We start from the raw sequence: 26,896 nt of genomic DNA, 5'->3' as shown, positions 1-26,896 counted from the left end.
TTAACCTGCAATTTATGAACGTCGACGCGGTGCGAGGCCGCAATGTGCTGGTCGACGGGACCTTCCGTCCCGCGACGCTGCGACTGGCCGGAGGGCGGGTCGCAGCCATCGAGCCGCTGACCGCCGAGGTGCCCGGCGTGGTGCTCCAGGCCCCGCCGAGCGCCTACGTGCTGCCCGGCGTCGTCGACACCCACGTCCACGTCAACGAGCCCGGACGCACCGAGTGGGAGGGCTTCGCCTCGGCCACCGAGGCCGCCGCGCGCGGCGGCGTCACCACCTTGGTCGACATGCCGCTCAACAGCCTCCCGCCGACCACCACGGTCGCCGGACTGCGCGCCAAACAGGCCGCCACCCCCGGCCAGCTCATGGTCGACGTCGGCTTCTGGGGCGGCGCCATCCCCGGCAACCTCGCCGACCTGGAGCCGCTGTGGGAGGCGGGCGTCTACGGCTTCAAATGCTTCCTGTCGCCCTCGGGGGTCGAGGAGTTCCCGCCGCTGTCGCCGGCCGAGTTCACCGCCGCGCTGCGCGAGGTCGCGCGGCTCGACGCGCTCATGATCGTGCACGCCGAGGACGCCGCGACCCTGGAGTCCGCGCCCTGCCGACCCAGCCGCGCCTACCGCGACTTCGTCGTCTCGCGGCCCGACGTCGCCGAGGTCGTGGCGGTCCGCCGGGTGCTCGACGGCGCCCGCGAGACCGGCGCGCGGGTCCACATCCTGCACCTGTCCAGCGCGCACGCCCTCGACCTCATCGCCGAGGCCCGCGCCGAAGGCCTCCCGGTCACCGTCGAGACGTGTCCGCACTACCTCTGCTTCGCCGCCGAGCAGATCCCCTCCGGCGCGGCGCAGTTCAAATGCTGTCCGCCGATCCGCGACGGCGGCAACCGCGAGGCGCTGTGGCAGGGGCTGCGCGACGGCCTCATCGACTGCGTCGTCAGCGACCACTCCCCGGCCAGCCCGGCGGAGAAGTCCAAGGGCGGCGGCGACCTGCAACAGGCGTGGGGCGGCGTCTCCGGCCTGCAGCTCGGGCTCAGCGTCATGGCGCACGAGGCCCGTCACCGCGGCATCCCGCTGGAGGACGTCGTGCGGTGGATGTCGACGAACACCGCCGACCTCGTCGGGCTGCGTCGCAAGGGCCGTCTGGAGGTGGGCGCCGACGCCGACATCGCCATCTACGACACCGCGGTCGACTTCCGCGTCGAGGCCACCCGGCTCGCCCACAAGCACCCCATCTCGGCCTACGACGGCCTGCGCTTCGACGGCCGGGTGGTGCGGACGGTGCTGCGCGGCCACGCCGTCGACATCGACCGCGTCGACCACGACCTCGGCCGGCTGCTGGCCCGTCAGCAGCTCCTCGTGGGGGCGCCGCATGCCTGAGTTCGGCCAGATCCACCCGCCCGCCCGACTGCTCATGGGTCCCGGACCGGTCACCGCCGACCCGCGCGTGCTGCGGGCCATGTCCGCGCCGCTCATCGGCCAGTACGACCCGGCGATGACGGCCTATATGAACGAGACGATGGCGCTCTACCGGGAGGTCTTCGCCACCGGGAACGAGCAGACCTTCCTCGTCGACGGCACCTCGCGCGCCGGGATCGAGGCGGCGCTCGTGTCGCTGGTCGAGCCCGGCGACCGGGTGCTCGTGCCGATCTTCGGCCGCTTCGGCCACCTGCTCGCCGAGATCGCCGGACGGTGCGGCGCGGAGGTCGTGACCATCGAGGTCCCGTGGGGCGAGGTGTTCGCGCCGGAGCAGATCGAGGAGGCGGTGGTCGCCCACCGTCCGAAGGTGCTCGCCGTCGTGCAGGGCGACACCGCCACGACCATGTGCCAGCCGCTCGCCGACCTCGGCGCGATCTGCCGCGCCCACGACGTGCTGCTGTACGTCGACGCCACCGCCTCGCTCGGCGGCAACGAGTTCCGCGCCGACGACTGGGGGGTCGACGTCGCCACCGCCGGACTGCAGAAGTGCCTCGGCGGCCCGTCCGGCAGCGCGCCCATCACGATCAGCCCCCGCGCGGTCGAGGTGATCGAGGGGCGCCGACACGTCGAGGCGGGCATCCGCGACGACGGCGACGAGGCGCGCGGACGGCGCATCGCGTCGAACTACTTCGACCTCGCGATGATCATGGACTACTGGGGCGAGCGGCGGCTCAACCACCACACCGAGGCCACCTCGATGCTCTACGGCGCCCGCGAGTGCGCCCGGCTGCTGGTCGCCGAGGGCATGGACGCCGCCGTCGAACGCCACCGTCTGCACGGCGCGGCGATGCTCGCCGGGGTCCAGGGGCTCGGCCTGAGCGTCTTCGGCGACCTCGACCACAAGATGCACAACGTCGTCGCCGTCCACATCCCCGACGGGGTCGACGGCGACCGGGCCCGCGCGGCGATGCTGGACGACTTCGGCGTCGAGATCGGCACCTCCTTCGGACCCCTGCACGGCAAGGTCTGGCGGATCGGGACGATGGGCTACAACGCCCGCAAGGACGCCGTCCTGCTGACGCTCGCCGCACTGGAGCAGGTGCTGCGCGCCGAGGGCACGTCGCCCGTGCCCGGCGGCGGGGTCGCGGCCGCGCGGGAGGTGTACGCCGCATGACGACGTCGGACGAGGTGATGCGGCGCTGCGCCGAGCTCGACCGGTTCTCCGCGCGCGCCACCGGCTTGGAGCGGGTCTACCTGTCGGCCGAGCACCGCGCCGCGAACGAGGCGGTCGCCGGATGGATGCGTGACGCCGGCCTGACCACCTGGGTCGACGCCGCCGGCAACCAGTACGGGAGGATGGAGGGACGCGAGCCCGGACTGCCGGCGCTGCTGCTCGGCTCGCACCTCGACACGGTGCCCGACGCCGGCAGCTACGACGGCATGCTCGGCGTGGTCATGGCGGTCGCCGTGGCGCGGCGGTTGCACGAGGACGACGTCGCGCTGCCCTTCGCGCTGGAAGTCGTCGGCTTCAGCGACGAGGAGGGCACCCGTTTCGGCAAGGCGCTGCTCGGCAGCAGCGCGGCCGCCGGACTCTGGGACGACGCCTGGTGGTCGGTGCGCGACGCGCGCGGGGTGACTCTGCGGCAGGCCTTCGTCGACTTCGGCCTCGACCCCGACCGGGTGGGCGAGGCGGCCCGACGTCCCGAGGAGCTGGTCGGCTATCTGGAGGCGCACATCGAGCAGGGCCCCTACTTGGAGGCGGCCGACGCCTCGCTCGGCGTCGTCTCGTCCATCGCCGGGGCACGCCGGTTCACGCTGAGCGTCATCGGGGAGGCCCGGCACGCCGGCGGCACCCCGTACGAGCGGCGCAAGGACGCGCTGGTCGGGGCGAGCGAGGCGATCTCGCTGATCGAGCGGCTGGCCCGCGCGTCGGTGTGCGTGGCGACGGTCGGGCAGATCAGCGTCGCGCCGGGCGGGGTGAACGTCGTGCCGGGCCAGGCCGACTTCAGCCTCGACCTGCGGGCCGAGCGCGACGTCGACCGCGACGTCCTCTGGGACCGCTATGTCACCGAGATCGGCGCGCTGTGCGCCGCCCGCGGATTGCGTTTCTGCTGGCACGAGACGCATTCGGCCCCGGCGATGCCGTGCGCGTCGTGGCTGCGCGAGGCGGTGGTCGAGGGCATCGCGGTCACCGGCGACCACGCTCCGATGGAGCTGTGGAGCCGCGCCGGGCACGACGGGATGGCGGTCGGACACGTCACCGACATCGGCATGCTCTTCCTGCGCTGCTTCGACGGCATCAGCCACCATCCGGCCGAGTCGGTGCGCGAGGTCGACGTGGCGCGCGGCCTGGACGCCTTCGAGGCGGCCGTGCTCGCGGTCGCCGCGCGGATCGACGCCCGGCGTGTGGAGGTGGTCGTGTGAATCGGCCGTCCCCGGGCGGCACGCGCCGCCGCTCCGTCTTCACCGCGCATCTGGAGAACACCGCCGCCCGCGGCGAGCAGCCGAACGTGCTGGAGGACATGCGCGCGGCGATCCTGCGCGGCGACGAGCCGCCGGGCACGATGATCCCCATCGACGCGGTGGCGTCCTTCTTCGGCGTCAGCCAGATCCCGGTGCGCGAGGCGTTGAAGATCCTGCTCGGCGAGGGCCTGGTCGAGCATGTGCCGAGGGTCGGCTACAGCGTCGCGAAGCTGACCTTCCAGGAGTTCCGCGAGCTGTACGAGGCGCGGCTGGTGCTCGAGGAGGCGTCGCTGCGGCTCGCCGTCGAGCGGGCCACCCCCGACGACGACGCCCGGGTGCGCGAGCTGCTGGAGGAGTTGGACGAGGCCCGCCATGCCGCCGCGCACCGCGACTACCACGAGGCCACCCGCGCCTTCCATCTCGCGCTGATCGCTCCGTCGGGCATGCGGCGGCTGCAGCAGATGTACGAGTCGGCCTGGAACCTCACCGAGCCGGCCCGCCCGATGGCGCGGGTCCACGAGCATGCCCGCGAGCAGTTCCGCCACGACCACAAGGCGATGGCCCGCGCCTTCTTCGAGCGCGACGCCGAATGGCTGGTCGCCTGCACCCGCGAGCACTACGAGCACCTGTTGGAGAGCATCGCCCCCCTCGCCGACGACCTCGACACCTTCCGCCCCGCCGAGTGACGCAGGATGATGGATTCGGGTAGCTCTGGCTGCCCTGATCCATCATGCTGAGCGCGTGGCGGGACACACGATGATGGGTTGAGGTCGTGATGGTTGCCGCAATCCATCATCGTGCGTCCTCCGCAGGCCGGCCGCCTCCTATATCGGTCGCGTGACGGAACCTTCACCTCGACGACAGCAGGGTCGAAACACCGTTTTTCTAGCGTCAGAAGTGCCCTGTTTCCCTGCTCTGTCAAGGAGTTCCCATGACGCGACCCGATGACGGTCCGCTGAACGACATCGTCGAGGCGGCCGGCTATCCGCCGGGCGCCGGCGTGCCCCAGCGCGACTACGACCCGCGCCTGACCAACGAGGACCTGGCTCCGCTCAAGGAGCAGAAGTGGACCTCCTACAATTTCTTCGCCTTCTGGATGTCGGACGTTCACAGCGTCGGCGGGTACGTCACCGCCGGCAGCCTGTTCATGCTCGGCCTGACGACCTGGCAGGTGTTCATCGCGCTGATCGCCGGCATCATGATCGTGCAGGCGCTCGCCAACCTCATCGCCAAGCCGAGCCAGAAGGCCGGCGTCCCGTACCCGGTCATCAGCCGGGCGTCCTTCGGCGTGCTCGGCGCGAACATCCCGGCCATCATCCGCGGCCTGATCGCGGTGGCCTGGTACGGCGTGCAGACCTTCCTCGCGGCCGGGTCGCTGTCGATCGTCTTGTTGAAGATCTGGCCGGGCCTGGCCGACATCGCCGGTGACGACACGTCCTTCCTGGGCCTGTCCTACCTCGGCTACATCTCCTTCACGATCCTGTGGTGCGCGCAGGCGTTCGTGTTCTGGCGGGGCATGGAGGCGATCCGCGCCTTCATCGACTTCTGCGGTCCGGCGGTCTACGTCGTCATGGTGGTTCTGTGCGGCTACATGCTCTACCGCGCCGACTTCGACATCAGCATGAACCTCAGCGACCACGAGCTGTCCGGCTGGGCGACCCTCGGCGCGATGTGCTCGGCGATCGCGCTGGTCGTGTCGTACTTCTCCGGCCCGACGCTCAACTTCGGCGACTTCTCCCGCTACGGCAAGAGCTACGAGGCGGTCAAGCGCGGCAACTTCCTGGGTCTGCCGGTCAACTTCACCTTCTTCGCGCTCCTGGTCGTGCTGACCGCCGCCGCGACCGTCCCGGTCTTCGGCGAGCTCATCACCGACCCGGTGCACACGGTGGAGAGGATCGACACCTGGACGGCGGTCCTGCTCGGCGGCCTGACGTTCGTCATCGCGACCGTCGGCATCAACATCGTCGCCAACTTCATCTCGCCGGCCTTCGACTTCTCGAACGTCGCGCCGCAGAAGATCAGCTGGCGCATGGGCGGCATGATCGCGGCGGCCGGCTCGGTGCTGCTGACGCCGTGGAACTGGTACGACAACGCCGACGCGATCTTCTGGACGCTGGGCCTGCTGGGCGCGCTCATCGGCCCGCTGTACGGCATCCTCATCGCCGACTACTACCTGGTGCGCCAGGAGAAGGTGGTCGTCGACGACCTGTTCACGCTGGAGGAGGACGGCGAGTACTTCTACACGAAGGGCTACAACCCGGCCGCCGTCTACACCGTGGCCGCCACCGGCGTGGTCGCGATCCTGTCGGTGGTCGTCCCGAAGCTGACCGGCACGCTCAGCGCGCTGCCGGACTACAGCTTCTTCGTCGGAGCGATCCTGTCCGGCCTGGTCTACATCGCGCTGGCCAAGCAGTTCGGCGTCGCCGGGTACGGGTCGGCCGCGACGAAGGTCGAGGAGACGGCCTGACATGCGAGTCCGCGTCATCAACCCGAACACCACGGCGTCGATGACCGCGACGATCGGGGCCTGCGCGCAGAGCGTCGCGGGCCCCGATCTCGTCGTGGACGCCGTCAGCCCGGCCTTCGGTCCGGAGTCGCTGGAGTCGCACGTCGACGAGGCGTTGGCGGTCCCCGGCGTGCTCGCCCGGATCGCCGAGGGCGAGGCCGAGGGGGTCGACGGCTACGTGATCGCCTGCTTCGGCGACCCGGGCCTGCTGGCCGCGCGCGAGCTGGCGGCCGGGCCGGTGGTCGGGATCGCGGAGGCGGCGATGCGCGCGGCGTCGTATCTGGGGCGCCGGTTCAGCGTCGTCACGACGGTCGACCGCGCCGTCGGCGGCATCGAGGAGTTGGCGCTGGCCTACGGGATGGAGCGGCAGTGCGCGGGCGTGCACGCCACCGGCATCCCGGTCGTCGAGCTGGAGACCGACCCGAGGGCCCGCGCGAAGGTGCTGGAGCTGTCGCGGGTGGCGCTGGCCGCCGACCGGTCGGACGTGATCGTGCTGGGCTGCGCGGGCATGGCCGAGTTCGCGGCGTGGCTGAGCGGCGAGCTGGGCGTTCCGGTGGTCGACGGGGTGGCCGCCGCGACGACGACGGTCGCGGGCCTGCTGGCGCAGGGCCTCGGCACCGGCAAGGCGGGTGAGTTCGCGACCCCCACCCCGAAGGCCCACGCGGGCCGCCTCGCCGACGTCGAACTCCCCTGGGTGGCCGCCTAGCTCTTCGCTCGCTCCGAGCAGGGCGGCGCCGCGACATCGAAGGGACGGCTCAGGGGAGGGCTGCGACGAAGCGCTCGACGTGGGCGGCCAGGACCTCGGGCTGCTCCTCGGGGACCCAGTGGCCGGCGTCGTCGATCACGTGCATCGACATGCTCGGGCGGACGAGGCCCCGCGCGACGAGCTTCGGCGCGAGCACGAGGTCGCGGCGGCCCGGCAGGAACAGGATCGGGACGTGGTCGTAGGGCGCCTGATAGCGGCGCTTCTGCATGTCGACGAACTCGCGCGTCAGGAAGGTGGCGTACGTCGACCGTCCGGCGGCGGCGCGCTCCGGGTCGCGGAAACGCTCCAGGTACGGCTCGACCGCCTCGTCGGACCGCTCCTTGCCGTCGCGCGAGCCCGCCGCGAACAGCTTGCGCAACACGATCTGTCCGAGCCCGCGCTGCAGGAAGCCGCCCCACGGCCCGCCGACGAGCGGTTGGTAGAGGAAGCGCCAGAGGTCGGGGACCTTGATCGGCGCCCACGGCGCGATGATCGCCGTCGCCACGACCCCGCGCGTCAGCTCGGGATGACGACCCGCGACGAGCAGCGACAGCCACGCGCCCCAGTCGTGACCGACGAGCACCGGACGGTCGAGGCCGAGCTTCCCGATCACCGACGCCAGCTCGTCGGCGATGACCCGCTTGTCGTAGGCGTCGCCGCCGGGCTTCGGGACGTCGCTCCATCCGGCGCCCCTGCTGTCGAGCGCGACCACGTGGTGGTTCTCGGCCAGCAGCGGGATGATCTGATGCCAGCACCACCAGTGCTGCGGCCATCCGTGGATCAGCACCAGCGGCGGCCCCGGGTTCCCGACGCCCGCCTCCGCGACGTGGATGCGCACCCCGTCGACCTCGACGAACCGGTGCTCGACGCCCTCCAGCGCAGGAATGTCCATGGCCTGACGCTAACCGATCCGCGGCCTCCCTAGGCTGAGCGCATGGCTCTGGTGGAACTGGACAAGTCCGACGACGGCGTCCGCGTCGTCACGCTCAACGCGCCGGACCGGCTCAACGCGCTCGACCGTCCGCTGCTCGACGAGTTGCGGACGTCCGTGGCCGAGGTGAAGGCCGACCCCGACGCCCGCGCGCTCCTGGTGACCGGCGCGGGCCGGGCGTTCTGCTCCGGCGCCGACCTCGACAGCCTGTTCGGCGACCGCACCCGGCCCACCGGCGTGCTGCGTCAGGTCCTGCTCGACGTGTACGCGTCCTTCCTCGGCATCCGCGACCTGACGATCCCGACGATCGCCGCCGTGCACGGCCCCGCCGTCGGCGCGGGCCTGAACATCGCGCTCGCCTGCGACGTCATCGTCGCCGGGCCGAAGGCGTCCTTCGGCGCGACCTTCACCGCCATCGGCCTGCACCCCGGCGGCGGCTGCACGCACCTGCTCAGCCAGCGGATCGGCGCGGGCAACACCGCCGCCGCGCTCTACGCCGGCACGCCGGTCGACGCAGCGAACGCGCTGCGCATGGGCCTCGCGCAGGAGGTGGTCGACGATCCGCAGGAGCGTGCGCGCGAACTGGCCGCCCTCTACGCCTCGCGGAATCCGGCGCTGATGGCCGACGTGAAGGAGACGATCCGCGTCGCCTCGACCACCGACCTCGCCACGACGCTCGACGTGGAGTCGTGGGCGCAGGCGTCGTCGCTGGCCAGCGAGGAGTTCAGCGCCTTCGCGGCGAAGTTCAGCCGACGGTAGTCCCACCCTCCTCCGCTCGCGGAGGGCCGCGCGCACACGCAAGTTACTGACCGGTAGTACGATAGCCGCGGCCGGGATCGCCTCTGGACCCGGACCCGCTTTCCCCAGACCCCGACGATCAAAGGGATGGAACGGCTATGAGCCACTACAAGAGCAACCTGCGCGATGTCGAGTTCAACCTGTTCGAACTCCTCGGCCGCGACGAGGTCTACGGCCAGGGCATCTTCGCCGACTTCGACGTCGACGCCGCCAAGGACATCCTCGGCGAGGTCGACCGCATGGCGCGCGAGGAGATCGCCGCGTCCTTCGAGGCCTCCGACCGCGACCCGGCCGTCTACGACCCCGAGACCAAGAGCGTCACGCTGCCCGAGGAGTTCAAGAAGAGCTGGAAGGCCTGGCAGGACTCCGAGTTCTGGCGCCTCCAGGTGCCCGAGCCCATCGGCGGCACCCCCGGCCCCAGCTCGCTGATCTGGGCCACCGGCGAGTTCGTCCTCGGCGCCAACCCGCCCATCTGGATGTACGCCGCCACGCACTCCTTCGCCCGGGTCGTCTTCGAGAACGGCAACGAGCGGGACCAGAAGATCGCCCAGCACGTCGTCGACCGCAACTGGGGCGCGACCATGGTCCTGACCGAGCCCGACGCGGGCTCTGACGTCGGCGCCGGCCGCACCAAGGCCTTCCCGAACGAGGACGGCACCTGGAACATCGAGGGCGTCAAGCGCTTCATCACCTCGGCCGACCAGGACGTCACCGAGAACATCCTGCACCTCGTGCTCGCGCGTCCGCAGGGCGTCGAGGGCGTCGGCGGCCCGGGCACCAAGGGCCTGAGCCTGTTCCTCGTCCCGAAGTGGCACTTCGACCTGGAGACCGGCGAGTCGACCGGCGAGCGCAACGGCGCCTACGTCACGAACGTCGAGAAGAAGATGGGCATCAAGGTCTCGGCCACCTGCGAGGTCACCTTCGGCGACCCGCAGCTCGGCGGCCCGGCCCGCGGCTGGCTGCTCGGCGAGGTCCACGACGGCATCAACCAGATGTTCCGCGTCATCGAGAACGCCCGCATGATGGTCGGCGCGAAGGCCATCTCGACGCTGTCGACCGGCTACCTCAACGCGCTGGAGTTCGCCAAGGAGCGCGTCCAGGGCGCCGACCTGACGCAGGCCGCCGACAAGGCCGCGCCGCGCGTCACGATCACCCACCACCCGGACGTGCGCCGCGCGTTGCTGACCCTCAAGTCCTACGCCGAGGGCCTGCGCACGCTGACCTTCTACACCGCGTCCTGGCAGGACGCGGTCATGGTCAAGGAGGCGGCCGGCGAGGACGCCTCGCTGGAGGAGGCCGTCAACGACTTCCTGCTGCCGCTGGTCAAGGGCTACGGCTCCGAGCGCGCGTGGACGCTGCTGGGCACCGAGGCGCTGCAGACCTTCGGCGGCTCGGGCTTCCTGCAGGACTACCCGCTGGAGCAGTACGTCCGCGACGCCAAGATCGACACCCTCTACGAGGGCACCACGGCGATCCAGGGCCAGGACCTGTTCTTCCGCAAGATCGTCAAGGACAAGGGCCGGGCGATCGGCCACGTGTCCAACGAGATCAAGGCGTTCATCGAGAACGCCGAGGGCGGCGACGCCCTGGCCGCCGAGCGCGAGCTGCTGGCGCAGGGCCTGGCCGACGTCGAGGCGATCCTCGGCGCGGTGTTCACCGACCTCATGGCCTCGAACCCGGCCGACGAGAACGGCGACATCCAGAACATCTACAAGGTGGGCTTGAACACGACCCGTCTCGTCTACGTGCTCGGCGACATCGTCGTGGCCTGGCTGCTGCTGCGCGGCGCCGCGGTCGCGACCGCCAAGCTCGAGGCCGGCGCGGAGGGCGCGGACCAGGCGTTCTACGCGGGCAAGGTCGCCGCGGCGTCCTTCTTCGCGCGCAACGTCCTGCCGAAGCTCGCCGGCGAGCGCGCCATCGCCGAGAACATCGACGACTCGATCATGGCCCTCGACGAGGCCGCGTTCTGAGTTAGTCCCGCTCGAAGCCCCCGGTCTCACTGAGGCCGGGGGCTTCGTCGTTCCTCCACCCCCGGAGGCGGTGAGTTGTCCACCTTTGCCCGCCGATCGGTGTCTGATCCACGTTATGAGGCCGTTTGCGGTGGATCATTCACCAGGCCCCTGGGTTATGTGGATGAGTCACCGCCCCTGGGGAGTGGGACAGTGGGCACATGGACGTGCAGCAGACGTATGTGGCCGGGTGGAAGCAGGCGGTCGACGCGGTCGTGGAACTGGCCCGGGAGTTGACGCCCGAACAGCTCGCCGCGCCGACGGACTGCCCGGGGTGGAGCGCGCACGACGTCATCGCGCATCTGGCCCACCTGGAGGAAGTCACGAACGGGGAGCCGGAGGAGGGCGTCGCGGGGGCGGTGCTCGTCTCGGACTACACCGAGGCGGGAGTGGCCGCGCGCCGCGACGTGCCGACGACGGAGCTGATCGACTCCCTCGAGCGTGAGACCGCCAGGCGGCACGCCTTCCTCGTCGACGCCGACCTCGACCTGAGCCAGCCCGCGCCAGTCACGCCCGGCGGCGTCGCCTGGACGTGGGACACGCTGTTGCGCAACCGCGTCATCGACGCGTGGTGCCACGAGCAGGACGTCCGCCGCGCGGTCGGCCATCCGGGCGGACTCGACTCCGTCGGCGCGCACGTCGTCACCCACACCTTCGCGGCCGGGCTCGGTTTCGTGCTCGGCAAACGAGCGCAGGCGACGCCCGGGACGACCGTCCGTTGGAACGTCACCGGACCCGTCACGCTCGATGTCGCGCTGACGGTCGGCGACGACGGCCGCGCCCGTCCCGCCGACCCCGATGTCGAGCCGACCGCCACCCTCACGATGACCACCGAGGAGTTCACCGTCCTCGGCGCGGGCCGCCGCTCCCCCGAGCAGCTCGACGTCACGGTCGAGGGCGACGCCAACCTGGCGCGCCGCGTCCTGTCCGCCATGGCGCTGACGCCGTAGGCTGGACCGGTGCGTCTGACCAATCCGCTCTGGTACCTCGCGGCCGCCCTCATCGCCCTGGGCGGATCGATGGTCGGCACCGCGATCGCGGCCGGCTCCTGGGACGGCGTGCGCGAGGCGACCGTCGAGCCCGCGACCGAGCCCATCGACGCGAAGGGCCACGCGCTCGCGGTCTACACCGACCAGCCGCAGCCCGACCGCGAGATCGTCTGCACCGCGACGTCGGCCGAGCCGCCCGCCGAGGGCGAGGAGCCGCCGCAGGGCAAGGAGATCCGCGAGGCCGCCCTCGACCTGATCGTCGACCAGCAGGGCGTCGACTGGCATCTGCTCGCCGTCGAGCCGAAGGGCGAGGACAACGTGGTCGTGGCCTGCGCGCCGAAGGACGGCGGCGCCGACACCGCCCTCTACGGCTACGCGGTGGTCGACGGCTTCGACCGGGCCGACCGGGGCGCGCTCATCGGCACCATTTCCCTCGGCGTCGCCCTCGCCTTCGGCGGCCTCGTGTTCTGGCAGCGCCGCCAGGCCAAGCGGGCGTCCGCCGAGGACACCGACGACTAGGATCGCGCGCATGAGCCAGTGGACCACCGACGCGATCGGCGACCAGAGCGGACGACGCTTCCTCATCACCGGGGCGACCGGCGGCCTCGGGACGGAGACGGCCCGTGAACTCCTGCGCCACGGCGCGTCGCTCGTGCTGACCGCTCGGAACGCCGACAAGGCGAAGGCCACCGAGGCCACGCTCCGGAAGGAGGCGCCCGACGCCGACATCGAGGTCGTCGCCCTCGACCTCGCCGACCTCGCGCAGGTCGAACGCGCCGCCGACGAGGTGCGCGAGCGCTGGGACCGGATCGACGTGCTCGTCAACAACGCGGGCATCATGATCCCGCCGTTCCGGCGGACCGCCGACAGCTTCGAGCTCCAGATCGGCACCAACCACCTCGGCCACTTCGCCTGGACCGCCCGCCTGTGGCCGCTGCTCGCCGCGTCACAGGCCCGGGTCGTCACCATCGCCTCGCTCGCGCACACCGCCGCGCGCCGGGTCGACCTGCGCAGCCTCACACCCGAGGGAGCACCCCGTCGCTACCAGCGCTGGCCGGTCTACGCGGAGTCCAAGCTCGCCAACCTCCAGTTCGCCCAGGAATTGCACCGCCGGACCCAGGCAGCGGGCTCCGGCGTCGTGAGCGTGGCCGCGCATCCCGGCTTCGCCTCGACCGAGCTCACCAGGACCGGCTGGAGCCTCGGCGGGCTCGGACCGGTCGGCTTCGTCATGCACCAGGGGACCCGGGTGATCGCCCAGTCGGCGCGCGACGGCGCCCTCCCGCAGCTCCAGGCCGCCACCGACCCGGCGCTGACCGGCGGCGAATACCTCGGCCCACAGGGGTTCCGCGGCCTGCGCGGTCGCCCCGGGAAGGCGGGCATGACCCGCGCCGCCCGCGACCCCGAGCAGGCCGCCGCACTGTGGGAGGCCTCCGAGAAGGCCGTCGGCGTCGCCTTCGACGTGACCGCGTGACGACGGCCCGTCACCCCTGGGTCGGCTACACCCTCGTCGTCGGCGCGGCCGCGCTGTTCTCGCTCAACGCGGGCGTCTCGCGTATTCCGATGCGCTCGGGCACCGACGTGGAGTCCTTCACCTCGGTCCGCATCACCGGCGCGTTCGTCATGTTCGCGCTGATCGCGCTGCTGACCGAACGGACCGCCTTCCGCCTCCCCCGGGGACGCCACCTCGCCCTCGTGCTGGGGCTGGGACTGTTCGGCGTGGCCGGGCTGCAAGGCTTCTACAACCTCGCCATCGACCGGCTGCCGTTGAGCGTCGCGCTGCTCGTGGAGTACCTGGGCCCCGTCTGGGTCGTGCTGTGGGTGCGCTTCGGCCGCCGGACGCCCGTGCACGCGAGCATGTGGCCGGCGCTCGGCCTCGCCCTGATCGGGCTGGCGCTCGTCGGACGCGTGTGGGACGGTCTCACGGTCGACGGGATCGGCCTGCTCGGCGCGCTGGCCGCCGGACTCTGCTTCGCCGTCTACTTCCTGCTCGGCGAGCACGACGCCGCACCGATGACGCCGCTGTCGGTGATCCTCTGGGCCTTCGTGGTGGCCGCGGTGACCACGAACCTCCTCTGGCCCGTCTGGCAGGCCGACCAGCTCGGCGTCGACGCCTCGATGCTGGGCCGCCTCGACCATCTGACCGTGCCCGCCTGGGCCGCGACAGCCTTCGTCGTCGCGCTCGGCACGACCGTCCCGTTCTCCCTGCTGCTGCTCGCGCTGCGCCACCTCCCGGCGACCGTGGTGAGCGTCGTGGCGATGTTGGAACCGGCAGGCGCGGTGCTGGTCGGCTGGCTGTGGTTCGCCGAGGCGCTCGACCTCGTGCAAGTCTCCGGGGTGCTGCTGGTGCTGGTCGGCGTGGTCCTCGCGCAAACCTCCCGCACTCCCGCACCGGCTGTGACAAGCTGAGACCATGGAACGTCTCCTCACCACGTGGATCGTCAGCTCCCTCGCCCTCATCGTCGCAGCAGTGCTGCTCGGCTCCCACATGGACATCGGCGAGGCCAGCGAGACCATGACCAACCGAGTCCTCGCCGTTTTCATCGTCGGCGCGATCTTCACCGTGATCAGCCTGTTCGTCGCGCCAGTGGTCAAGCTGCTGTCGCTGCCGTTCATCATCGTGACGCTCGGCCTGGCGCTGCTGGTCATCAACGCGTTGATGCTGCTGCTGGTGGAGAAGATCACCGAGACCGTCGGCGTGCACTTCATCCTCGACGGCTTCTGGTGGGCCGTGCTCGCCTCGATCGTCATCTCGATCTCGCAGTCGGTCGTGCGGGCCTTCCTCCCGGAGGCGCGGGAGCCGCAGCCGTGACCCAGCGGATCACCTTCGTCTGCCTCGGCAACATCTGCCGTTCGCCGATGGCGCACGTGGTCATGGAGGCCAAGCTGGCCGAGGCGGGCCGGGGCGATGTCGTCGTGACGTCGTCGGGCACCGGCGGCTGGCACACCGGCGAGCCGATGGACCACCGCGCGGCCGCCACGCTCTCGGCGGCCGGCTACGACCCGAGTGGTCATGTGGCGCGGCGGTTCTCAGTCGACGAGTACGCCGAGAACGACCTCATCCTCGTGATGGACGAGCAGAGCCAGGCCGACGTGCTGGAGCAGTCCCCGACGGTCGCCGAACAGGCCAAGGTGCGCCTGTTCCGTGAGTTCGACCCGGAGGCGACCGAGGGCGACCGCGAGGTTCCCGACCCCTGGTTCGGCCAGAACGACGGATTCGCCACCGTGCTGGCGATGGTCGAGCGGACCTGCGACGTGCTGGTGGACCAGCTCGCAGGCAGCGCCCGGTAACGTCGCCTGTCATGGCACGGATGACCGGGACCGCTCAGCGCGGTGAGCAACTCCTCGGCGTCGCGGTGATCTCGACGACTCCGGTGGCCGGGGGCGACGTCTGCACGTCGACGCGCATGCGGCTGTCCGACGGACGTTCGGCGGTCATCAAAACCCGGCCGAAGGCCCCTGAGGGGTTCTTCCAGGCGGAGGCCCGCGGACTCGCCTGGCTGCGTGAGGCGGGTGGCACGTCAGTGCCGCAGATATTGGCGGTGGCGGAGGACTGTCTCATCGTGGAGTGGATCGAGCCGGCGCGGCCGACCGTCGAGGCGGCCGAGGCGTTCGGCCGGGCGCTGGCCGCGACCCACGCGGCGGGCGCGGAGAGTTTCGGCGGGCCGAGCGACGGTTTCATCGGTCTGGCCCCACTGCCGAACCGACCGCTGCCGACGTGGCCGGAGTTCTACGCGTCGCGCCGCGTCATGCCGTACGTCCGGGTGGCGGTGCAGCGTGGCGTGCTGTCGCCCGCCGACGCCCACGACGTCGAACGGGCGGTCAAGCGCCTGCCCTCGCTGGCCGGCGACGCCGAGCCGCCCGCACGAATCCACGGCGATCTGTGGTCGGGCAATGTCGTGTGGGGTCAGGAGGACACCGCCTGGCTGATCGACCCCGCCGCGCACGGCGGCCATCGCGAGACCGACCTGGCGATGCTGGCGCTCTTCGGCATCCCTCATCTGCAGCGTGTCCTCGACGCCTACCACGAGGCCGCGCCCCTGGCCGACGGCTGGGAGGAGCGCGTCGCCCTGCACCAACTCCACCCGCTGCTCGTCCACGCCGTGCTCTTCGGCGGCGGCTACGGCCTCCGCGCCGCCAAGGCCGCCCGGAGCCTGCTGTAGGCGCTAGAACTCGCGGCGCTCGTCGAGGGTCGTCAGGAGCTCGGCGTGCTCGACGTCGGTCAGGTGGCCGAGGATCTGGCCACGGCTGATCGCCTGCCTCAGCCGGTAGGTGGAGGTGTCGGCGTCCAGGCATTGCAGGATCGCGGTCCGCAGCCGGACGACGGGGATCTCCTTGTGGCGGGTCCGCTGGCCGTCGGGCAGCCACTCGCGGTGCAGGACGTAGTCGTCGCCGCCGGAGCGTCGGACCCGGCGGCCCGGGTCGATGGTGAGGTGGATGTGATGCGGGCTGGTGCTGGTGACGCCGTACACGTCGAGCGCCGCCTCATGGCTGATCGCGGCCTCCGGCAGCCGCGCCCAGAGCGCCGCGCGCATGTAGCGGTCGTACTCGCTGGACGGGAACTTCGGGAAGCGGTAGACGCCGTGGGCGTGTCGTTCCAGCGTCCCACGATGGACGAGCATCTGCACCGCCTGCTTGCTGATGTTCAGACCCGCCGCCTGCCCGGCCGTGACGAATCCGTGCTGCGTCATCGCGACATTCCACAAAACGTCCCGCGCTAAGCGTCTCCCCATGTCAAAACACTAACGACTTCGCAGGGTCGTGCGCCTGCGACACTCGGGGCGGTCTCACACGTCGAGGACCTCGTCGAGGGTGTCGGCCGTGGCGGCGGCGCGCAGCCAGGCGTCGAGCTGGGCGAGGTCGGCGGTCGCGGCGATCCGCTGACGGGCCGCGTCAGGCACGTCGACACCCCGCACGGACAGGATCATCAACAGATCCTCGGCCTTGCCCTGGACGAGCCCCTCCTCGACGCCCTTGCGGATGCCCTTCTCATGAGCGATCCGGTTGTCCTCGCTCAACCAACGATGCTCCGCCAGCGCACTACTCATGTACCTGCTCCATTCGTCACTGGTCGTCCCGGACATGACGGCCTTGACAAGATCATGGTAGGCCGCGGCGTCGTCCTCGCCCAGCCTCGCGCGCAACTCCCCCATCGCCGCCGTTCCGCCTCCTGCGGATCGACCTCCAGCGGCAGGTCGTCCGGCGTCACGACGAACGGCCGCAGCACCAGGCTGATCCCGTCCGTCGCGGCCATCTCCCGATACCGCTGTCCAACCCGCGGATCCGGGCAGTAGACCACCAAGGCCGCCGGAGCCTTCGTCTCGTTCTCGATGTGCGACAGGTACAGCCGCCACGTCTCCCGCTTGCCCGGGTCGAAGGCCCGCTGCACCTCGAACACCACCGCCAGCTCCGGTTCGCCGCCCGCGGCCGCGCACACGAACGCCGCGTCCGCGTGGAACGTCCGCGGCCGGACCACCCGCGCCGCCTCCGAGAACGGCGTCGCCGACACGCCCTCGGACAGACTCACCCCGAACCGGGACGACAACAGATCCGTCACCAGTTCCGGGGCGAGCCGGACCAACTCGATCACGGCTCCATGCACTGCGGACGGCATACGTCCGACTCAAACGCAGAACGCCGAAACTGTCACCCGGCTCATCCACAGGCTCCTGGAACAACCCTGATCTGATGCCACCGCTATCTCAGGACCGTCTCAGTCCCAGGGGGCACACTGTGGCGCATGCGCATTCTCGTGGTCGACGACGACCGAGCCGTGCGGGACTCCATCCGGCGGTCGCTGGAATTCAACGGATACAGCGTCGAGGTCGCCACCGACGGCGCCGACGCCCTGGCCCGTGTCCCTCAAGTGCAACCCGACGCGATCGTCATGGACGTGATGATGCCCAAGCTCGACGGCTTGGAGACCACCCGCGCGCTGCGCGGCGCCGGCAACGACGTGCCGATCCTCGTGCTCACCGCCCGCGACGCCGTCGGCGACCGGGTCGACGGGCTCGATGCCGGCGCCGACGACTACCTCACCAAGCCCTTCGCCCTGGAGGAGCTGCTGGCCCGTCTGCGCGCGCTGCTGCGCCGCGTCAGCAAGACCAATGAGCCCGAAGACGAGGAGCCGCTGGTCTTCGCCGACCTCTCGCTCGACCCCGTCACCCGCGAGGTGCGTCGCGGGTCCCGCTCGATCTCGCTGACCCGCACCGAGTTCACGCTGCTGGAGTTGTTCCTGCGCCGCCCCAAGCGCGTCCTGGAGCGGGCCTTCATCCTGCAGGAGGTGTGGGGCTTCGACTTCCCCACCACCGCCAACTCCCTCGAGGTCTACGTCGGTTACGTCCGGCGCAAGCTCGAAGCCGACGGCGAGGACCGGCTGCTCCACACGGTGCGCGGCGTCGGCTACGTGCTGCGCGAGACCCCGCCGTAATGCGGACGCTCGAGACAGTGCGGGGCTTCGTGCTCCGCACCCGTGACGCGATCCATCTGCGCGTCCACCGCTGGGCGCTGCGCGTCACCCTCGCCGCCCGCGTGGCCACCCTGACCACCCTCGCCGTCGCGCTCGTGCTGGGGTGCGTCGGCGTCGCCGTCTATCTCATCGTGCGCGCCACCCTCGTCGCCAACCTCGACGAGTCCATCCGCGCCCGTGCCGAACAGGCCGTCGCCGCCGGCTACACCCCTGGCACCCTCGACCAGCAGGAGGCCGAGCTGCTCGACGTGGCCGGCATCGAGATCGTCCGCGTCAACGGCGCCCAGCTCTACGCCAACACCGCCGGCAACACCAAGGTCCGACTCACCGACGACGAGCGCGCGGTGTCGCTGGGCCGCGAGCCCAGCTCCAGTCGCACCACCATCGTCGACAAGACCGCCTACCGCGTCGTCGCCGTGCCCGCCGGCTCCAAGTCGGCACTCGTCATCGTGCAACGCATGGACAACGTGCAGAGCAGCCTCGACCGGCTCGGTGTCATCCTCGCCACCACGACCCTCGCGGGCATGGCGATCGCGGGCGCGGCCGGATGGGTGGTGGCGACCAACGGGCTGCGCCCGGTGCGCCGTCTCACCCATGCGGCCGAGGACGTCGCCCGCACGCAGCAGCTCACGCCGATCAAGGTCAGCGGCCGCGACGAGCTGGCCCGCCTCACCATCGCCTTCAACCAGATGCTCGTGGCGCTGGATGCCTCGCAGACTCAACAGCGGCAGCTCGTCGCCGACGCGGGGCACGAGTTGCGCACCCCGCTGACCAGCTTGCGGACCAATATCGAACTGCTCAGCCAGGCGCGGGCCAGCGGACGCCCGCTCACCGACGAACAGTCCGCTGAAGTGCTCGGCGACATCCAGGCGCAGGTCGCGGAGTTGACCACGCTCATCGGCGACCTCGTGGAGTTGGCCCGTGACGAGCCGATGCACCACGACCCGGAGTCGATCGACCTGTCGGAGATCATCGAGCACTCGCTCGACCGGGTGCGTCTGCGCGACCCGTCGCTCACCTTCGACGTCGACCTGTCGCCCTGGCAGGTCGTCGGCGAACCACGGTTGTTGGAGCGCGCGGTGACCAATCTGCTCGACAACGCCGTCAAGTGGAGCCCCGAGGGCGGCACCGTCCACGTGAGCCTGCACGATGGCGTGGTCACCGTGCGCGACCATGGGCCTGGCATCGCCGCGGACGACCTGCCGCGTGTCTTCGACCGCTTCTACCGGTCGCAGGAGGCGCGCACTCTGCCGGGCTCCGGGCTCGGCCTGTCGATCGTGCAGCGCGCTGCCGAACGGCACGGGGGTAACGTCACGGTGGAGTCCGAGCCGGGCCACGGAGCCACCTTCCGGATGGCGATGCCCGCCTCATCGACTCCGCCTAGTTCCAGCACAGAGTTCTCACAGCGAAGCGGAAGATCCTGAACGCATGACTGAACCGTCCGACACGCCCCCCGACGAGTCCTCGTCCGCCGACGTCCCGCCGCCCCCGGGGCCGTTCAGTTACGGCTCTCGCGACGATGCGTCCGAGGAGCACACCGAGCCGACTGCGGTCCTGACGACCTCGCCCGTTGTGCCGCCGCCGGATCTGACCACGGCGCCGCCGACTCCCACCCCGGCGCCACCGGTCGACGCGGCTCCCCCGCACGGCCACGGCGGCGCCCACGCGACACCGCCGGGCCACACCGCCAAGCCGAAGCGTCGCACGGGCCGCAAGGTCGCCGCCGCCGCGCTGGTCATCGCGCTCGCCGGCGGGGCCGGCTACGGCGGCTCCTGGCTCCAGGGGCAAGGCGGTGACGACGAGCCGACGAAGGAGAGCGACACCACCTCCGCGCTCGACGAGCCGCAGTCGACCGAGAAGGCTCCCGTCGGCGAGGTCGAGACGGTCGCCGCCGAGCTGATGCCGTCGGTGGTGCAGATCAACGTCCGCAACGGCGAGGAGGGCGGCTCCGGCTCCGGTGTGATCCTCAGCGAGGACGGCGAGATCCTCACCAACAACCACGTCATCGAGGCCGCCGCCGAGGAGGGCTCCATCACGGTGGCCTTCAGCGACGGCACGAACACCTCCGCCGAGATCCTCGGCCGCGACCCGGTCAGCGACCTCGCGGTCATCAAGGCCGCCGACGTCTCCGGACTCAAGCCCGCCACCTTCGGCACCTCGGCCGATCTCACGGTCGGGCAGACCGTGGTGGCGATCGGCTCGCCGTTCGGCTTGGAGAGCACGGTGACGCAGGGCATCGTCAGCGCGCTCAACCGGCCCGTCGAGTCGGCCGACGCCGACGGCGACAACGCGACCGTGTTCCCGGCCGTGCAGACCGACGCGGCGATCAACCCCGGCAACTCCGGCGGCCCCCTGGTCGACCTGGCCGGCAATGTCATCGGCATCAACTCCGCGATCCGCACCGGCTCCGACGCCTCCGGGTCGATCGGCCTCGGCTTCGCCATCCCCATCGACCTGGCGCGACGCGTCGCCCAGCAACTGCGCGACGGCGACACGGTCGAGCACGCCCGCATCGGCGTGACGGTGGCCCCGGCGACCGAGGAGGACGAGCTGACCGGGATCGGCGCGGAGGTCACCGAGGTGACGCCCGACAGCCCCGGCGACAAGGCGGGCCTGAAGAAGGGCGACATCATCACCTCGCTCGGCGGTGTGCCCATCGGCAGCTCCAGCGCGCTCGTCGCCGCCGTCCGCGGCCACCAGCCTGACGACGAGGTCGAGGTGACCTACCTCCGCGACGGCGAATCCGAGACCGCCACCGTCACCCTCGAGTCCGACAACGGCGAGCTGTCCCAGGAGTGAGTCCGTGGGAGGCGGTCGCCCGACCGCCTCCCACGCTTCGCTCGGCTCATCGCCCGCATGGGTCGATGTCATGTTCACGGACCCAGACAGCCGATGGGAACGGGCTGTGTCAAGTTTCGTGACAGTCTGTTTGTGGGTCAGGCCGCAGTTGCGGGCTGAGGGTTCTGGTGGGCGACGTGGACTGCTGCGGGGGTGCGGTGGCCCAGGGTTGGGTGGCGGCGCCTGCGGTTGTGGAAGACCTCGACGTAGTCCACGACCGCGAACCTCGCTCGGGCTCCGGTGGTGAACGTGTTGCGGTAGTACATCTCGTTCCTCAGCATCGAGCACCACGACTCGGCGACCGCGTCGTCGTGACACGATCCGGTCCGCCCGACCGACAACACGACCCCGGGCCGTGCGGAGACCTGGGCGTATTCGGCGGAGGCGTACCGCGATCCGCGGTCGGAGCGGAAGACCGCTTGCGGAGTCCCGTTCGAGGCGAGGGTGTCGATGTGGCCGTGGGTCATCGGGCCTCTGATCTGGCCGGTCAGCCCAGCAATCCGTGGATGTCGTCGGCGGACAGGGCGCCGGAGAAGGCGCCGCCGTCCTCCATGACGCTGGCGAACAGGGCTTGTTTCCTGTTCTGCAGCTCCACGACCTTCTCCTCGATCGTTCCTTGGGAGACGTAGCGGTAGACGAGCACGGGGTTCTGCTGGCCGATGCGGTGGGCGCGGTCGACGGCTTGCGCCTCGGCGGCCGGGTTCCACCAGGGGTCGAGCACGAAACAGACGTCGGCCTCGGTGAGGTTCAGGCCGACGCCGCCGGCTTTCAGGCTGATCAGGAACACCGGCGCGTCGCCGTCCTTGAAACGGGCGATGGCCTGGTCGCGTTTGCGGGTGCGGCCGTCGAGATAGGCGTAGTCGATGCCGGCGGCGTCGAGGCGGTCGCGGGCGCGTCCGAGGAACCGGGTGAACTGGCTGAACACCAAGGCGCGGCGGCCCTCGCCGACCACCTCCTGGAGATGGTCGAGGAGCTGGTCGAGCTTCGCCGAGCCGATGCCGTCGTGCGCCTCGTCGACGAGGCCGGGGTCGAGGCTCAACTGTCGTAGCAGTGTCAGTGACTTCAGGATCTCGAAGCGGTTCTTCTGGAGGTCGTCGGTCAGGCCCAGCACGCGCTGCCGGGTGCGCTGCAACTGCGTCTGATAGACCTTGGCGTGTTTCGCGCTCAACTCGACGTCAACGATCTGCACGGTCTTCGGCGGGAGCTCGGTGAGCACGTCGGCCTTCGTGCGGCGTCGCATCAGGGGGGCCATGCGTCGGCGCAGGGTCGTCAGCAGTTCCGGCGCCTGACCGCTCTCGATGGGGAGCCGGTAGACCTCGGAGAACGTGTCGGGGTCGGGGTACAGGCCCGGCGCGGTGATCGACAGCAGCGACCACAGGTCCATGAGCGAGTTCTCCAGCGGCGTGCCGGTGATCGCCAGCTTCGTCGACGCGGGCAGACGACGGACGCAGGTGTACGTCTTGCCACGCCGGTTCTTCACGTACTGCGCCTCGTCGACGACCAGGACCTCCCAGCCGAGCGCCTCGTACGCCTCGTATTCCAGGCGGAACAAGGCGTACGAGGTGACCACGAGGGAGGCGTCGCCGACCTCGTCGGCGAGGTCGGTCTTGCGGCGGGCCTTCGTCTCGCGAATCGTGCGGACGCCGAGCGTCGGGGTGAAACGGCGGGCCTCACGCGCCCAGTTCTCGACGACGCTGGTGGGAGCGACGACCAGGAACCGGGCGTCTGGCTGGGTTTCGTGGACGCGGGCGAACAGCGCCAGCGTCTGGACGGTCTTGCCCAGGCCCATGTCGTCGGCCAGGATGCCGCCGAGCCGGTGCTCGTGCAGGAACGCCAGCCAGTCGAGGCCGTCGCGTTGGTAGTCGCGCAAGGTCGCGTCGAGCGAGGCCGGCGGTTCGATCCGCTCAGGCGCCCGGAGCCGCCGCATCGCGTCGACGCTTGCCGCCCACCGCTCGGACTGTTGCTCGACGACGCCGAGGCCAGCCAACTCCTCCCACCAGTCCGATTGGAACCGGTTCACGCGCACGGTCGCCGAGCCGGGATCGGCCAGGCCGCGCGCCTCCTCCACGAGTTCGCGCAGCCGGGCGAACTCGGGTCGGTCCAGATGGATCCAGGTGCCGCTGGGCAACAGCAGCACCTCCTGGTCGAGCGACAACGCCGTGAACAGTTCGGCGAACTCGACCTTCTCGCCGTCGATGCTGACCTCGACGTTCAGGTCGAACCAGTCGTTGTCGGCGGCGGAGTCCTCGACCGACAGGGAGACGAGCGGATCGTCGGTTGCCTCCCGCAGGTCGGCGGCCTCGCCGGTGATCTCGACCTCGACCTCGCCGCGGTCCTCCAGCCAGGGGACGACCTCGGTCAGCAGCCTCACCACGGCGGGACCGCTGAGCGTCGAGGAGCGAGGCGCCCCGAGCCGGTCGACCAGCTGCGGCATGAGGTCGACGGGGAGACGGACGCTGGCGAGAAGGGAACGCTCGGCCGCCTGATCGCGACCGTGTCCGGCCTCGAAGCGCAGCGGATGAACGCGCTCGCGGTCGCCGCGTCGGTAGACGAACGACCAGTCGACGCTCGCTTCGGTCGTGCTCGATCGGATGACCGTCAGACGAAGCCGAGGGGGCTCAGCGTGGGTGACCGCCACCGAGCCGTCGTCAGAACCCACGGACGCGATCCGGGCCAACTGCGGGACGTAGCCGTCGAGGAACTCGTCGGCGTCCTCGGCGGGAACGCTGAGCGGCGCGCTGGCGAGCAGGGGCGCGAGGGCCGGGTCGAGGGGGCGGTCGAGCCGCATCAGTCGCAAGGGTCGGCCTGGTTCGGCGAGGAACACCCCGTGGGCGGGAGAGCCGATCACCCCCGACGGGAGGTCGGTCAGCGTCAACGGCTCGCCGTCGAGCGTGAGCGCGGTGGTGGCGGTGACCGCGTCGTCGTCGCCGCTGGCCAGGTCGATGGCCACCGCGACCGGAGCCTCGACGAGTTCGACGCCCTGGCTGGGAGTTGCGGCGGTCAGCGCGACCCCGGCGTCGAGGGCGTTCTGGAGGTGGACCCACAGTTCAGGGCCGAAGCTGTTGAGACGCACCGCCGCGCTCGCCGCGTGCCGGAAGTCCTCGCCGGAGGCGTGCGCGAGGGCCACCACCGCAGCGCGGTGGACCGGATCGATCTCGTCGACGGTGCGCGAGTAGCCCGAGGCGAGGTCGCGCCACGCGGCGCCGGTCTTGATCCAGCGGCCCTGCTTGCCCCGGCGCAGCGGACGCAGGGCGAGGTAGTCGGGTTGCTGATAGTGGTGTGCGCCGGTTTGCACGGCGAACTCCAGCGCGAGGGGCGACCGTTCGGCCTCGATCTGTTCGGCGCGCCGGGCCAGGTGGGCGAGTCGCAGGCGCCAGTCGGCGCCGCTGGTCTGCTTCGCCTCGCGCTGCACGGTGAAGAGCAGCGCGGCGGCGTGCTTGCAGTCCATCCGCACGGGACAGCTGCAGACCCCGCTGAGCCGGACGGACTGCCGGTCGGGCCGCACGTGCAGCTCGGTGATGTAGGTTTTGTGCCCGCTGCCTTTGACCACCGCCCGGACCGCTGCGGCGCCCGCCGACAACACCACCACGCGACCCTGCCGCGCGTAGGTGCGTCCGCGCAGGATGGTGTCGGGCCAGAACGTCGTCGTCACGTCCTCGTCGTCGACCTGCGCGATGAGGCCCGCGAGGGTGGGGTTCAACTCCTGAGGCGGCACACGCGCACCCTACGTCGTGGCGGTGACGGAATCTGCTCCACGCGTGGCGCGGCCCATAAGATGAGGAGCCCAGCCCCGTGTCAGCGTTCGGTGCGGCGCAGTGCCCACAGGCCCAGCCAGCAGGCCAGTGCGCCGAACAGGCCCAGGAGGGCGAGGTCGAGGCTCCACGTCGTCGCGGTGGGCGAGTAGAACCGGTCCGGTGTCGCGAGGCCGGCGTCGAGGTCGACGCTCGCGGCCGCTGCCGCGTGCGCCCACCGGGCCGGGGACAGCCACGCCACCTGCTCCAACGGGGCCCGCCCGTCGACGCGCACCAGCGTGCTCGACAGCACCACCTGCGACATCACCAGCGCGACCAAGGCCGGCGCGGTCTGCTCGGTGCTGCGCACCAAGGCCGACACCGCCAGCCCGAAGACGGCCGTCACCGCCGCCAGCAGCCCGATCGGCAGCGCCACCTCCAGCCACCCGCGACTGAACACCCCGGTGTGGGCGTCGAGTCCGAGGAGCGCCAACCAGGTCAGGAGCACGCCTTGGGCGAAACACGCTGTCGCGAACACCACGACTTTGCTGGCCAGATACGCCCCCGTCGACAGCCCGACGGCTCGTTCGCGCCGGAACACCGATCGTTCCTGGACGAGTTCGCGCACTGTCATCGCCGTGCCCGTCAAGGTCGCCGCGATCACCAGAATCGCGAGTCGTTGCCCCGCCTCCCGTGGGTCGGTCAACCCGGCGTCGCCTGGGACCACACGGGTGAGCGCCGCCAGCGTCAGCGGCATGAGCAGCAGCATGCCCAGATGGAGTCGGTCGGCGAACAACACCGCCAGATTGCGCTGCACGAGCGTGGGGAACTGCCCCCACGCCGAGCGGGTGCGTCCGGCGACCCGGCGACGGCGTGCGACGGGTGCCTTCGCGGCGGCCAGGCTCGGCAACGCCTCCGGTTCGCTCTCCAAGAGGTCGAACAACTCCGGATGGTCGGCGCAGTCGAAGTGGTCCAACAGGCCCTCGGGCGGCCCGGCGTGCACCACGCGGCCCCCACGTGCCATCACGATCACGGTGTCGCACAGGTCGAGTCCGAGCATCGAGTGCGTCGCGACGACCACGATGCCCGGCTGCCCGGTGGCGTCCCCGACGGCCTGTTCGCGGAGCTGTCGCATCACGAGTCGCTCACGTCCCGGGTCGAGGCCCGAGGTCGGCTCGTCGAGGAACAACAGCGGCGGGGCCGTCAGTAGCTCTGTCGCGATGGACACCCGCTTGCGCTGCCCGCCGGACAGGCTCGCGATCCGCCGGCGTGCCTGGCCGTCCAGACCGACCTGGGCCAGCACTTCGGCCACCCGACGCGCGCGGCGCGTCCCGGTCGGCAGCCGCAGCCGGGCCGAGAACGTCAACGACCGCCGCACGTCCAGCTGCGGATGCTGGATCTCCTCCTGAGGCACGTAACCGATCAGCGACCGCAGCTCCTCGCGGTCCTCGCCGACGTCGTGACCACGCCACCAGACGGCTCCCGCGTGCATGGGCGTCAAGCCCGACAGCGCCCGCAGCAACGTCGACTTGCCGGCCCCCGACGGCCCGATCACCGCGGTCAGGGTGCCGGGAGCCAGGGCGACGTCGACGTCCGACAACAACGCCGCGCCGTCGGGGCTGCGCACCGACAGGCCGCGGGCGACGAGCGCGGGTTCGGACGTCGGGGCGGGACGACGGTCGTCGCGGGGCGGGTCCACGGGCGGCGCGTCGATGGTGAACGAGGGTCCGGCAGGACCGCCGACGTGCGCGGTGACGGACGTCCCGTGGGGGACGAGCAGACGTCGCACCTGCTCGCCGGCGACGTGCAGCCCGCCGTCCAGGCCCTCGTCGCGTGCCAGCCACCCGGTCGCGACGCGTTGGAAACTCAGCCGACCCAGCGCGGCCTGCGGGCCGTCCAGCTCGTAGGCCCGCCCGGCCGCCCGCACCCGCAGGCGCGGCGGTCCGGGGTCATGGGGAGCGGCGGGCACGACACGACGCTAGTTCCTCAGGTCTGCGACGGCGCCGTA

Annotated in this window: 25 protein-coding genes; 18 read left to right on the top strand and 7 right to left on the bottom strand. The window is 71.1% G+C overall.

Translation table 11 applies throughout. The features are described 5' to 3' along the window. Positions 1-14: 14 nt before the first annotated feature. The 6 genes from allB to QM621_RS02400 all read left to right on the top strand — a co-directional run bounded on the left by allB (position 15) and on the right by QM621_RS02400 (position 7,087). Positions 15-1,373, top strand: coding sequence for an allantoinase AllB (allB, locus tag QM621_RS02425; RefSeq protein ID WP_414988758.1), 1,359 nt, complete (start codon positions 15-17; stop codon positions 1,371-1,373). Further along, on the top strand, positions 1,366-2,586 hold the full coding sequence (locus QM621_RS02420; RefSeq protein WP_414988757.1) for a pyridoxal-phosphate-dependent aminotransferase family protein: 1,221 nt from the start codon (positions 1,366-1,368) through the stop codon (positions 2,584-2,586). The genes allB and QM621_RS02420 overlap by 8 nt, the downstream gene beginning before the upstream one ends. Continuing rightward, positions 2,583-3,836 carry an allantoate amidohydrolase gene (locus QM621_RS02415; RefSeq protein WP_414988756.1) on the top strand — a complete coding sequence of 418 codons (1,254 nt, stop codon included), beginning with the start codon at positions 2,583-2,585 and terminating at the stop codon, positions 3,834-3,836. Before QM621_RS02420 ends, QM621_RS02415 begins: the two co-directional genes overlap by 4 nt. Next, positions 3,833-4,561, top strand: a complete 729-nt coding sequence (locus QM621_RS02410) for a GntR family transcriptional regulator (RefSeq protein WP_414988755.1) — start codon at positions 3,833-3,835, stop codon at positions 4,559-4,561. Before QM621_RS02415 ends, QM621_RS02410 begins: the two co-directional genes overlap by 4 nt. A gap of 245 nt (positions 4,562-4,806) precedes the next feature. Beyond that, positions 4,807-6,342, top strand: coding sequence for an NCS1 family nucleobase:cation symporter-1 (locus QM621_RS02405; RefSeq protein ID WP_414988754.1), 1,536 nt, complete (start codon positions 4,807-4,809; stop codon positions 6,340-6,342). A gap of 1 nt (position 6,343) precedes the next feature. Next, positions 6,344-7,087, top strand: a complete 744-nt coding sequence (locus tag QM621_RS02400) for an aspartate/glutamate racemase family protein (protein WP_414988753.1) — start codon at positions 6,344-6,346, stop codon at positions 7,085-7,087. Positions 7,088-7,136: 49 nt separating this feature from the next. Here QM621_RS02400 and QM621_RS02395 read toward each other — a convergent pair whose 3' ends face one another. Continuing rightward, positions 7,137-8,018, bottom strand: coding sequence for an alpha/beta fold hydrolase (locus QM621_RS02395; RefSeq protein ID WP_414988752.1), 882 nt, complete (start codon positions 8,016-8,018; stop codon positions 7,137-7,139). 42 nt (positions 8,019-8,060) lie between these two features. Between QM621_RS02395 and QM621_RS02390 the strand changes: the two genes are divergently transcribed. The 9 genes from QM621_RS02390 (at position 8,061) to QM621_RS02350 (ending at position 16,013) form a co-directional block, all read left to right on the top strand. Beyond that, positions 8,061-8,816 carry an enoyl-CoA hydratase gene (locus tag QM621_RS02390; protein ID WP_414988751.1) on the top strand — a complete coding sequence of 252 codons (756 nt, stop codon included), beginning with the start codon at positions 8,061-8,063 and terminating at the stop codon, positions 8,814-8,816. A gap of 137 nt (positions 8,817-8,953) precedes the next feature. Next, positions 8,954-10,825, top strand: coding sequence for an acyl-CoA dehydrogenase (locus QM621_RS02385; protein WP_414988750.1), 1,872 nt, complete (start codon positions 8,954-8,956; stop codon positions 10,823-10,825). A 200-nt stretch (positions 10,826-11,025) separates the two neighbouring features. Beyond that, entirely contained in the window at positions 11,026-11,814 is a 789-nt protein-coding gene (locus tag QM621_RS02380; RefSeq protein ID WP_414988749.1) for a maleylpyruvate isomerase family mycothiol-dependent enzyme, read from the top strand. A gap of 9 nt (positions 11,815-11,823) precedes the next feature. Further along, positions 11,824-12,372 carry a hypothetical protein gene (locus QM621_RS02375; protein WP_414988748.1) on the top strand — a complete coding sequence of 183 codons (549 nt, stop codon included), beginning with the start codon at positions 11,824-11,826 and terminating at the stop codon, positions 12,370-12,372. Positions 12,373-12,382: 10 nt separating this feature from the next. Further along, on the top strand, positions 12,383-13,324 hold the full coding sequence (locus QM621_RS02370; protein WP_414988747.1) for an oxidoreductase: 942 nt from the start codon (positions 12,383-12,385) through the stop codon (positions 13,322-13,324). After that, positions 13,321-14,259, top strand: coding sequence for an EamA family transporter (locus tag QM621_RS02365; protein WP_414988746.1), 939 nt, complete (start codon positions 13,321-13,323; stop codon positions 14,257-14,259). Before QM621_RS02370 ends, QM621_RS02365 begins: the two co-directional genes overlap by 4 nt. A 4-nt stretch (positions 14,260-14,263) precedes the next feature. Further along, positions 14,264-14,662: a phage holin family protein gene (locus tag QM621_RS02360; protein ID WP_414988745.1), complete on the top strand. Its 399-nt coding sequence runs from the start codon at positions 14,264-14,266 to the stop codon at positions 14,660-14,662. Next, a complete protein-coding gene (locus QM621_RS02355; RefSeq protein ID WP_414988744.1) occupies positions 14,659-15,141 on the top strand; it encodes a low molecular weight protein-tyrosine-phosphatase in 483 nt (160 codons plus the stop codon). The genes QM621_RS02360 and QM621_RS02355 overlap by 4 nt, the downstream gene beginning before the upstream one ends. A 20-nt stretch (positions 15,142-15,161) precedes the next feature. Continuing rightward, the gene (locus tag QM621_RS02350; RefSeq protein ID WP_414988743.1) at positions 15,162-16,013 is read left to right on the top strand and encodes a fructosamine kinase family protein; all 852 of its coding nucleotides are present in this window, start codon (positions 15,162-15,164) and stop codon (positions 16,011-16,013) included. Between the two features lie 3 nt (positions 16,014-16,016). Here QM621_RS02350 and QM621_RS02345 read toward each other — a convergent pair whose 3' ends face one another. The 3 genes from QM621_RS02345 to QM621_RS02335 all read right to left on the bottom strand — a co-directional run bounded on the left by QM621_RS02345 (position 16,017) and on the right by QM621_RS02335 (position 17,440). Then, a complete protein-coding gene (locus tag QM621_RS02345) occupies positions 16,017-16,541 on the bottom strand; it encodes a type IV toxin-antitoxin system AbiEi family antitoxin domain-containing protein (protein ID WP_414988742.1) in 525 nt (174 codons plus the stop codon). A gap of 96 nt (positions 16,542-16,637) precedes the next feature. Further along, a complete protein-coding gene (locus QM621_RS02340; RefSeq protein WP_414988741.1) occupies positions 16,638-16,898 on the bottom strand; it encodes a hypothetical protein in 261 nt (86 codons plus the stop codon). Beyond that, positions 16,895-17,440: a hypothetical protein gene (locus tag QM621_RS02335; protein ID WP_414988740.1), complete on the bottom strand. Its 546-nt coding sequence runs from the start codon at positions 17,438-17,440 to the stop codon at positions 16,895-16,897. Before QM621_RS02335 ends, QM621_RS02340 begins: the two co-directional genes overlap by 4 nt. A gap of 150 nt (positions 17,441-17,590) precedes the next feature. On the opposite strand from QM621_RS02335, the gene QM621_RS02330 reads away from it, so the two are divergent. Genes QM621_RS02330 through QM621_RS02320 form a run of 3 tightly spaced genes read left to right on the top strand, consistent with a single transcriptional unit; the run spans position 17,591 to position 21,118 of the window. Beyond that, positions 17,591-18,280 carry a response regulator transcription factor gene (locus QM621_RS02330; protein ID WP_414988739.1) on the top strand — a complete coding sequence of 230 codons (690 nt, stop codon included), beginning with the start codon at positions 17,591-17,593 and terminating at the stop codon, positions 18,278-18,280. After that, entirely contained in the window at positions 18,280-19,743 is a 1,464-nt protein-coding gene (locus tag QM621_RS02325) for a sensor histidine kinase (RefSeq protein WP_414988738.1), read from the top strand. Before QM621_RS02330 ends, QM621_RS02325 begins: the two co-directional genes overlap by 1 nt. A gap of 4 nt (positions 19,744-19,747) precedes the next feature. Continuing rightward, on the top strand, positions 19,748-21,118 hold the full coding sequence (locus QM621_RS02320; protein ID WP_414988737.1) for a S1C family serine protease: 1,371 nt from the start codon (positions 19,748-19,750) through the stop codon (positions 21,116-21,118). 137 nt (positions 21,119-21,255) lie between these two features. Here QM621_RS02320 and QM621_RS02315 read toward each other — a convergent pair whose 3' ends face one another. The 3 genes from QM621_RS02315 to QM621_RS02305 form a co-directional block, all read right to left on the bottom strand. After that, complete coding sequence (locus QM621_RS02315) at positions 21,256-21,624, bottom strand: integrase core domain-containing protein (RefSeq protein WP_414988736.1); 369 nt, start codon at positions 21,622-21,624, stop codon at positions 21,256-21,258. A 20-nt stretch (positions 21,625-21,644) separates the two neighbouring features. Further along, positions 21,645-24,872 (bottom strand): SNF2-related protein, encoded by a 3,228-nt coding sequence (locus QM621_RS02310; RefSeq protein WP_414988735.1) that lies wholly within the window; start codon positions 24,870-24,872, stop codon positions 21,645-21,647. Positions 24,873-24,952: 80 nt separating this feature from the next. Next, positions 24,953-26,857 (bottom strand): ATP-binding cassette domain-containing protein, encoded by a 1,905-nt coding sequence (locus QM621_RS02305; protein WP_414988734.1) that lies wholly within the window; start codon positions 26,855-26,857, stop codon positions 24,953-24,955. Between the last annotated feature and the right edge of the window lie 39 nt (positions 26,858-26,896).

Origin of the sequence: Aeromicrobium sp. (assembly GCF_047606445.1) — a bacterium.
GTDB lineage: Bacteria > Actinomycetota > Actinomycetes > Propionibacteriales > Nocardioidaceae > Aeromicrobium.
The sequence above is the reverse complement of the archived record's forward strand: the minus strand, read 5'-3'. Positions and strand labels throughout refer to the sequence as shown.

What these genes read in the sequence shown, in the direction of transcription:
- QM621_RS02350 (WP_414988743.1), top strand. Translation starts at nt 15,162, where the DNA reads ATGACCGGGACCGCTCAGCGCGGTGAGCAACTCCTCGGCGTCGCGGTG.
- QM621_RS02325 (WP_414988738.1), top strand. Translation starts at nt 18,280, where the DNA reads ATGCGGACGCTCGAGACAGTGCGGGGCTTCGTGCTCCGCACCCGTGAC.
- QM621_RS02315 (WP_414988736.1), bottom strand. Translation starts at nt 21,624, where the DNA reads ATGACCCACGGCCACATCGACACCCTCGCCTCGAACGGGACTCCGCAA.
- QM621_RS02405 (WP_414988754.1), top strand. Translation starts at nt 4,807, where the DNA reads ATGACGCGACCCGATGACGGTCCGCTGAACGACATCGTCGAGGCGGCC.
- QM621_RS02395 (WP_414988752.1), bottom strand. Translation starts at nt 8,018, where the DNA reads ATGGACATTCCTGCGCTGGAGGGCGTCGAGCACCGGTTCGTCGAGGTC.
- QM621_RS02380 (WP_414988749.1), top strand. Translation starts at nt 11,026, where the DNA reads ATGGACGTGCAGCAGACGTATGTGGCCGGGTGGAAGCAGGCGGTCGAC.
- QM621_RS02345 (WP_414988742.1), bottom strand. Translation starts at nt 16,541, where the DNA reads ATGACGCAGCACGGATTCGTCACGGCCGGGCAGGCGGCGGGTCTGAAC.
- QM621_RS02400 (WP_414988753.1), top strand. Translation starts at nt 6,344, where the DNA reads ATGCGAGTCCGCGTCATCAACCCGAACACCACGGCGTCGATGACCGCG.
- QM621_RS02320 (WP_414988737.1), top strand. Translation starts at nt 19,748, where the DNA reads ATGACTGAACCGTCCGACACGCCCCCCGACGAGTCCTCGTCCGCCGAC.
- QM621_RS02340 (WP_414988741.1), bottom strand. Translation starts at nt 16,898, where the DNA reads ATGAGTAGTGCGCTGGCGGAGCATCGTTGGTTGAGCGAGGACAACCGG.
- QM621_RS02420 (WP_414988757.1), top strand. Translation starts at nt 1,366, where the DNA reads ATGCCTGAGTTCGGCCAGATCCACCCGCCCGCCCGACTGCTCATGGGT.
- allB (WP_414988758.1), top strand. Translation starts at nt 15, where the DNA reads ATGAACGTCGACGCGGTGCGAGGCCGCAATGTGCTGGTCGACGGGACC.
- QM621_RS02415 (WP_414988756.1), top strand. Translation starts at nt 2,583, where the DNA reads ATGACGACGTCGGACGAGGTGATGCGGCGCTGCGCCGAGCTCGACCGG.
- QM621_RS02390 (WP_414988751.1), top strand. Translation starts at nt 8,061, where the DNA reads ATGGCTCTGGTGGAACTGGACAAGTCCGACGACGGCGTCCGCGTCGTC.
- QM621_RS02385 (WP_414988750.1), top strand. Translation starts at nt 8,954, where the DNA reads ATGAGCCACTACAAGAGCAACCTGCGCGATGTCGAGTTCAACCTGTTC.
- QM621_RS02330 (WP_414988739.1), top strand. Translation starts at nt 17,591, where the DNA reads ATGCGCATTCTCGTGGTCGACGACGACCGAGCCGTGCGGGACTCCATC.
- QM621_RS02360 (WP_414988745.1), top strand. Translation starts at nt 14,264, where the DNA reads ATGGAACGTCTCCTCACCACGTGGATCGTCAGCTCCCTCGCCCTCATC.
- QM621_RS02370 (WP_414988747.1), top strand. Translation starts at nt 12,383, where the DNA reads ATGAGCCAGTGGACCACCGACGCGATCGGCGACCAGAGCGGACGACGC.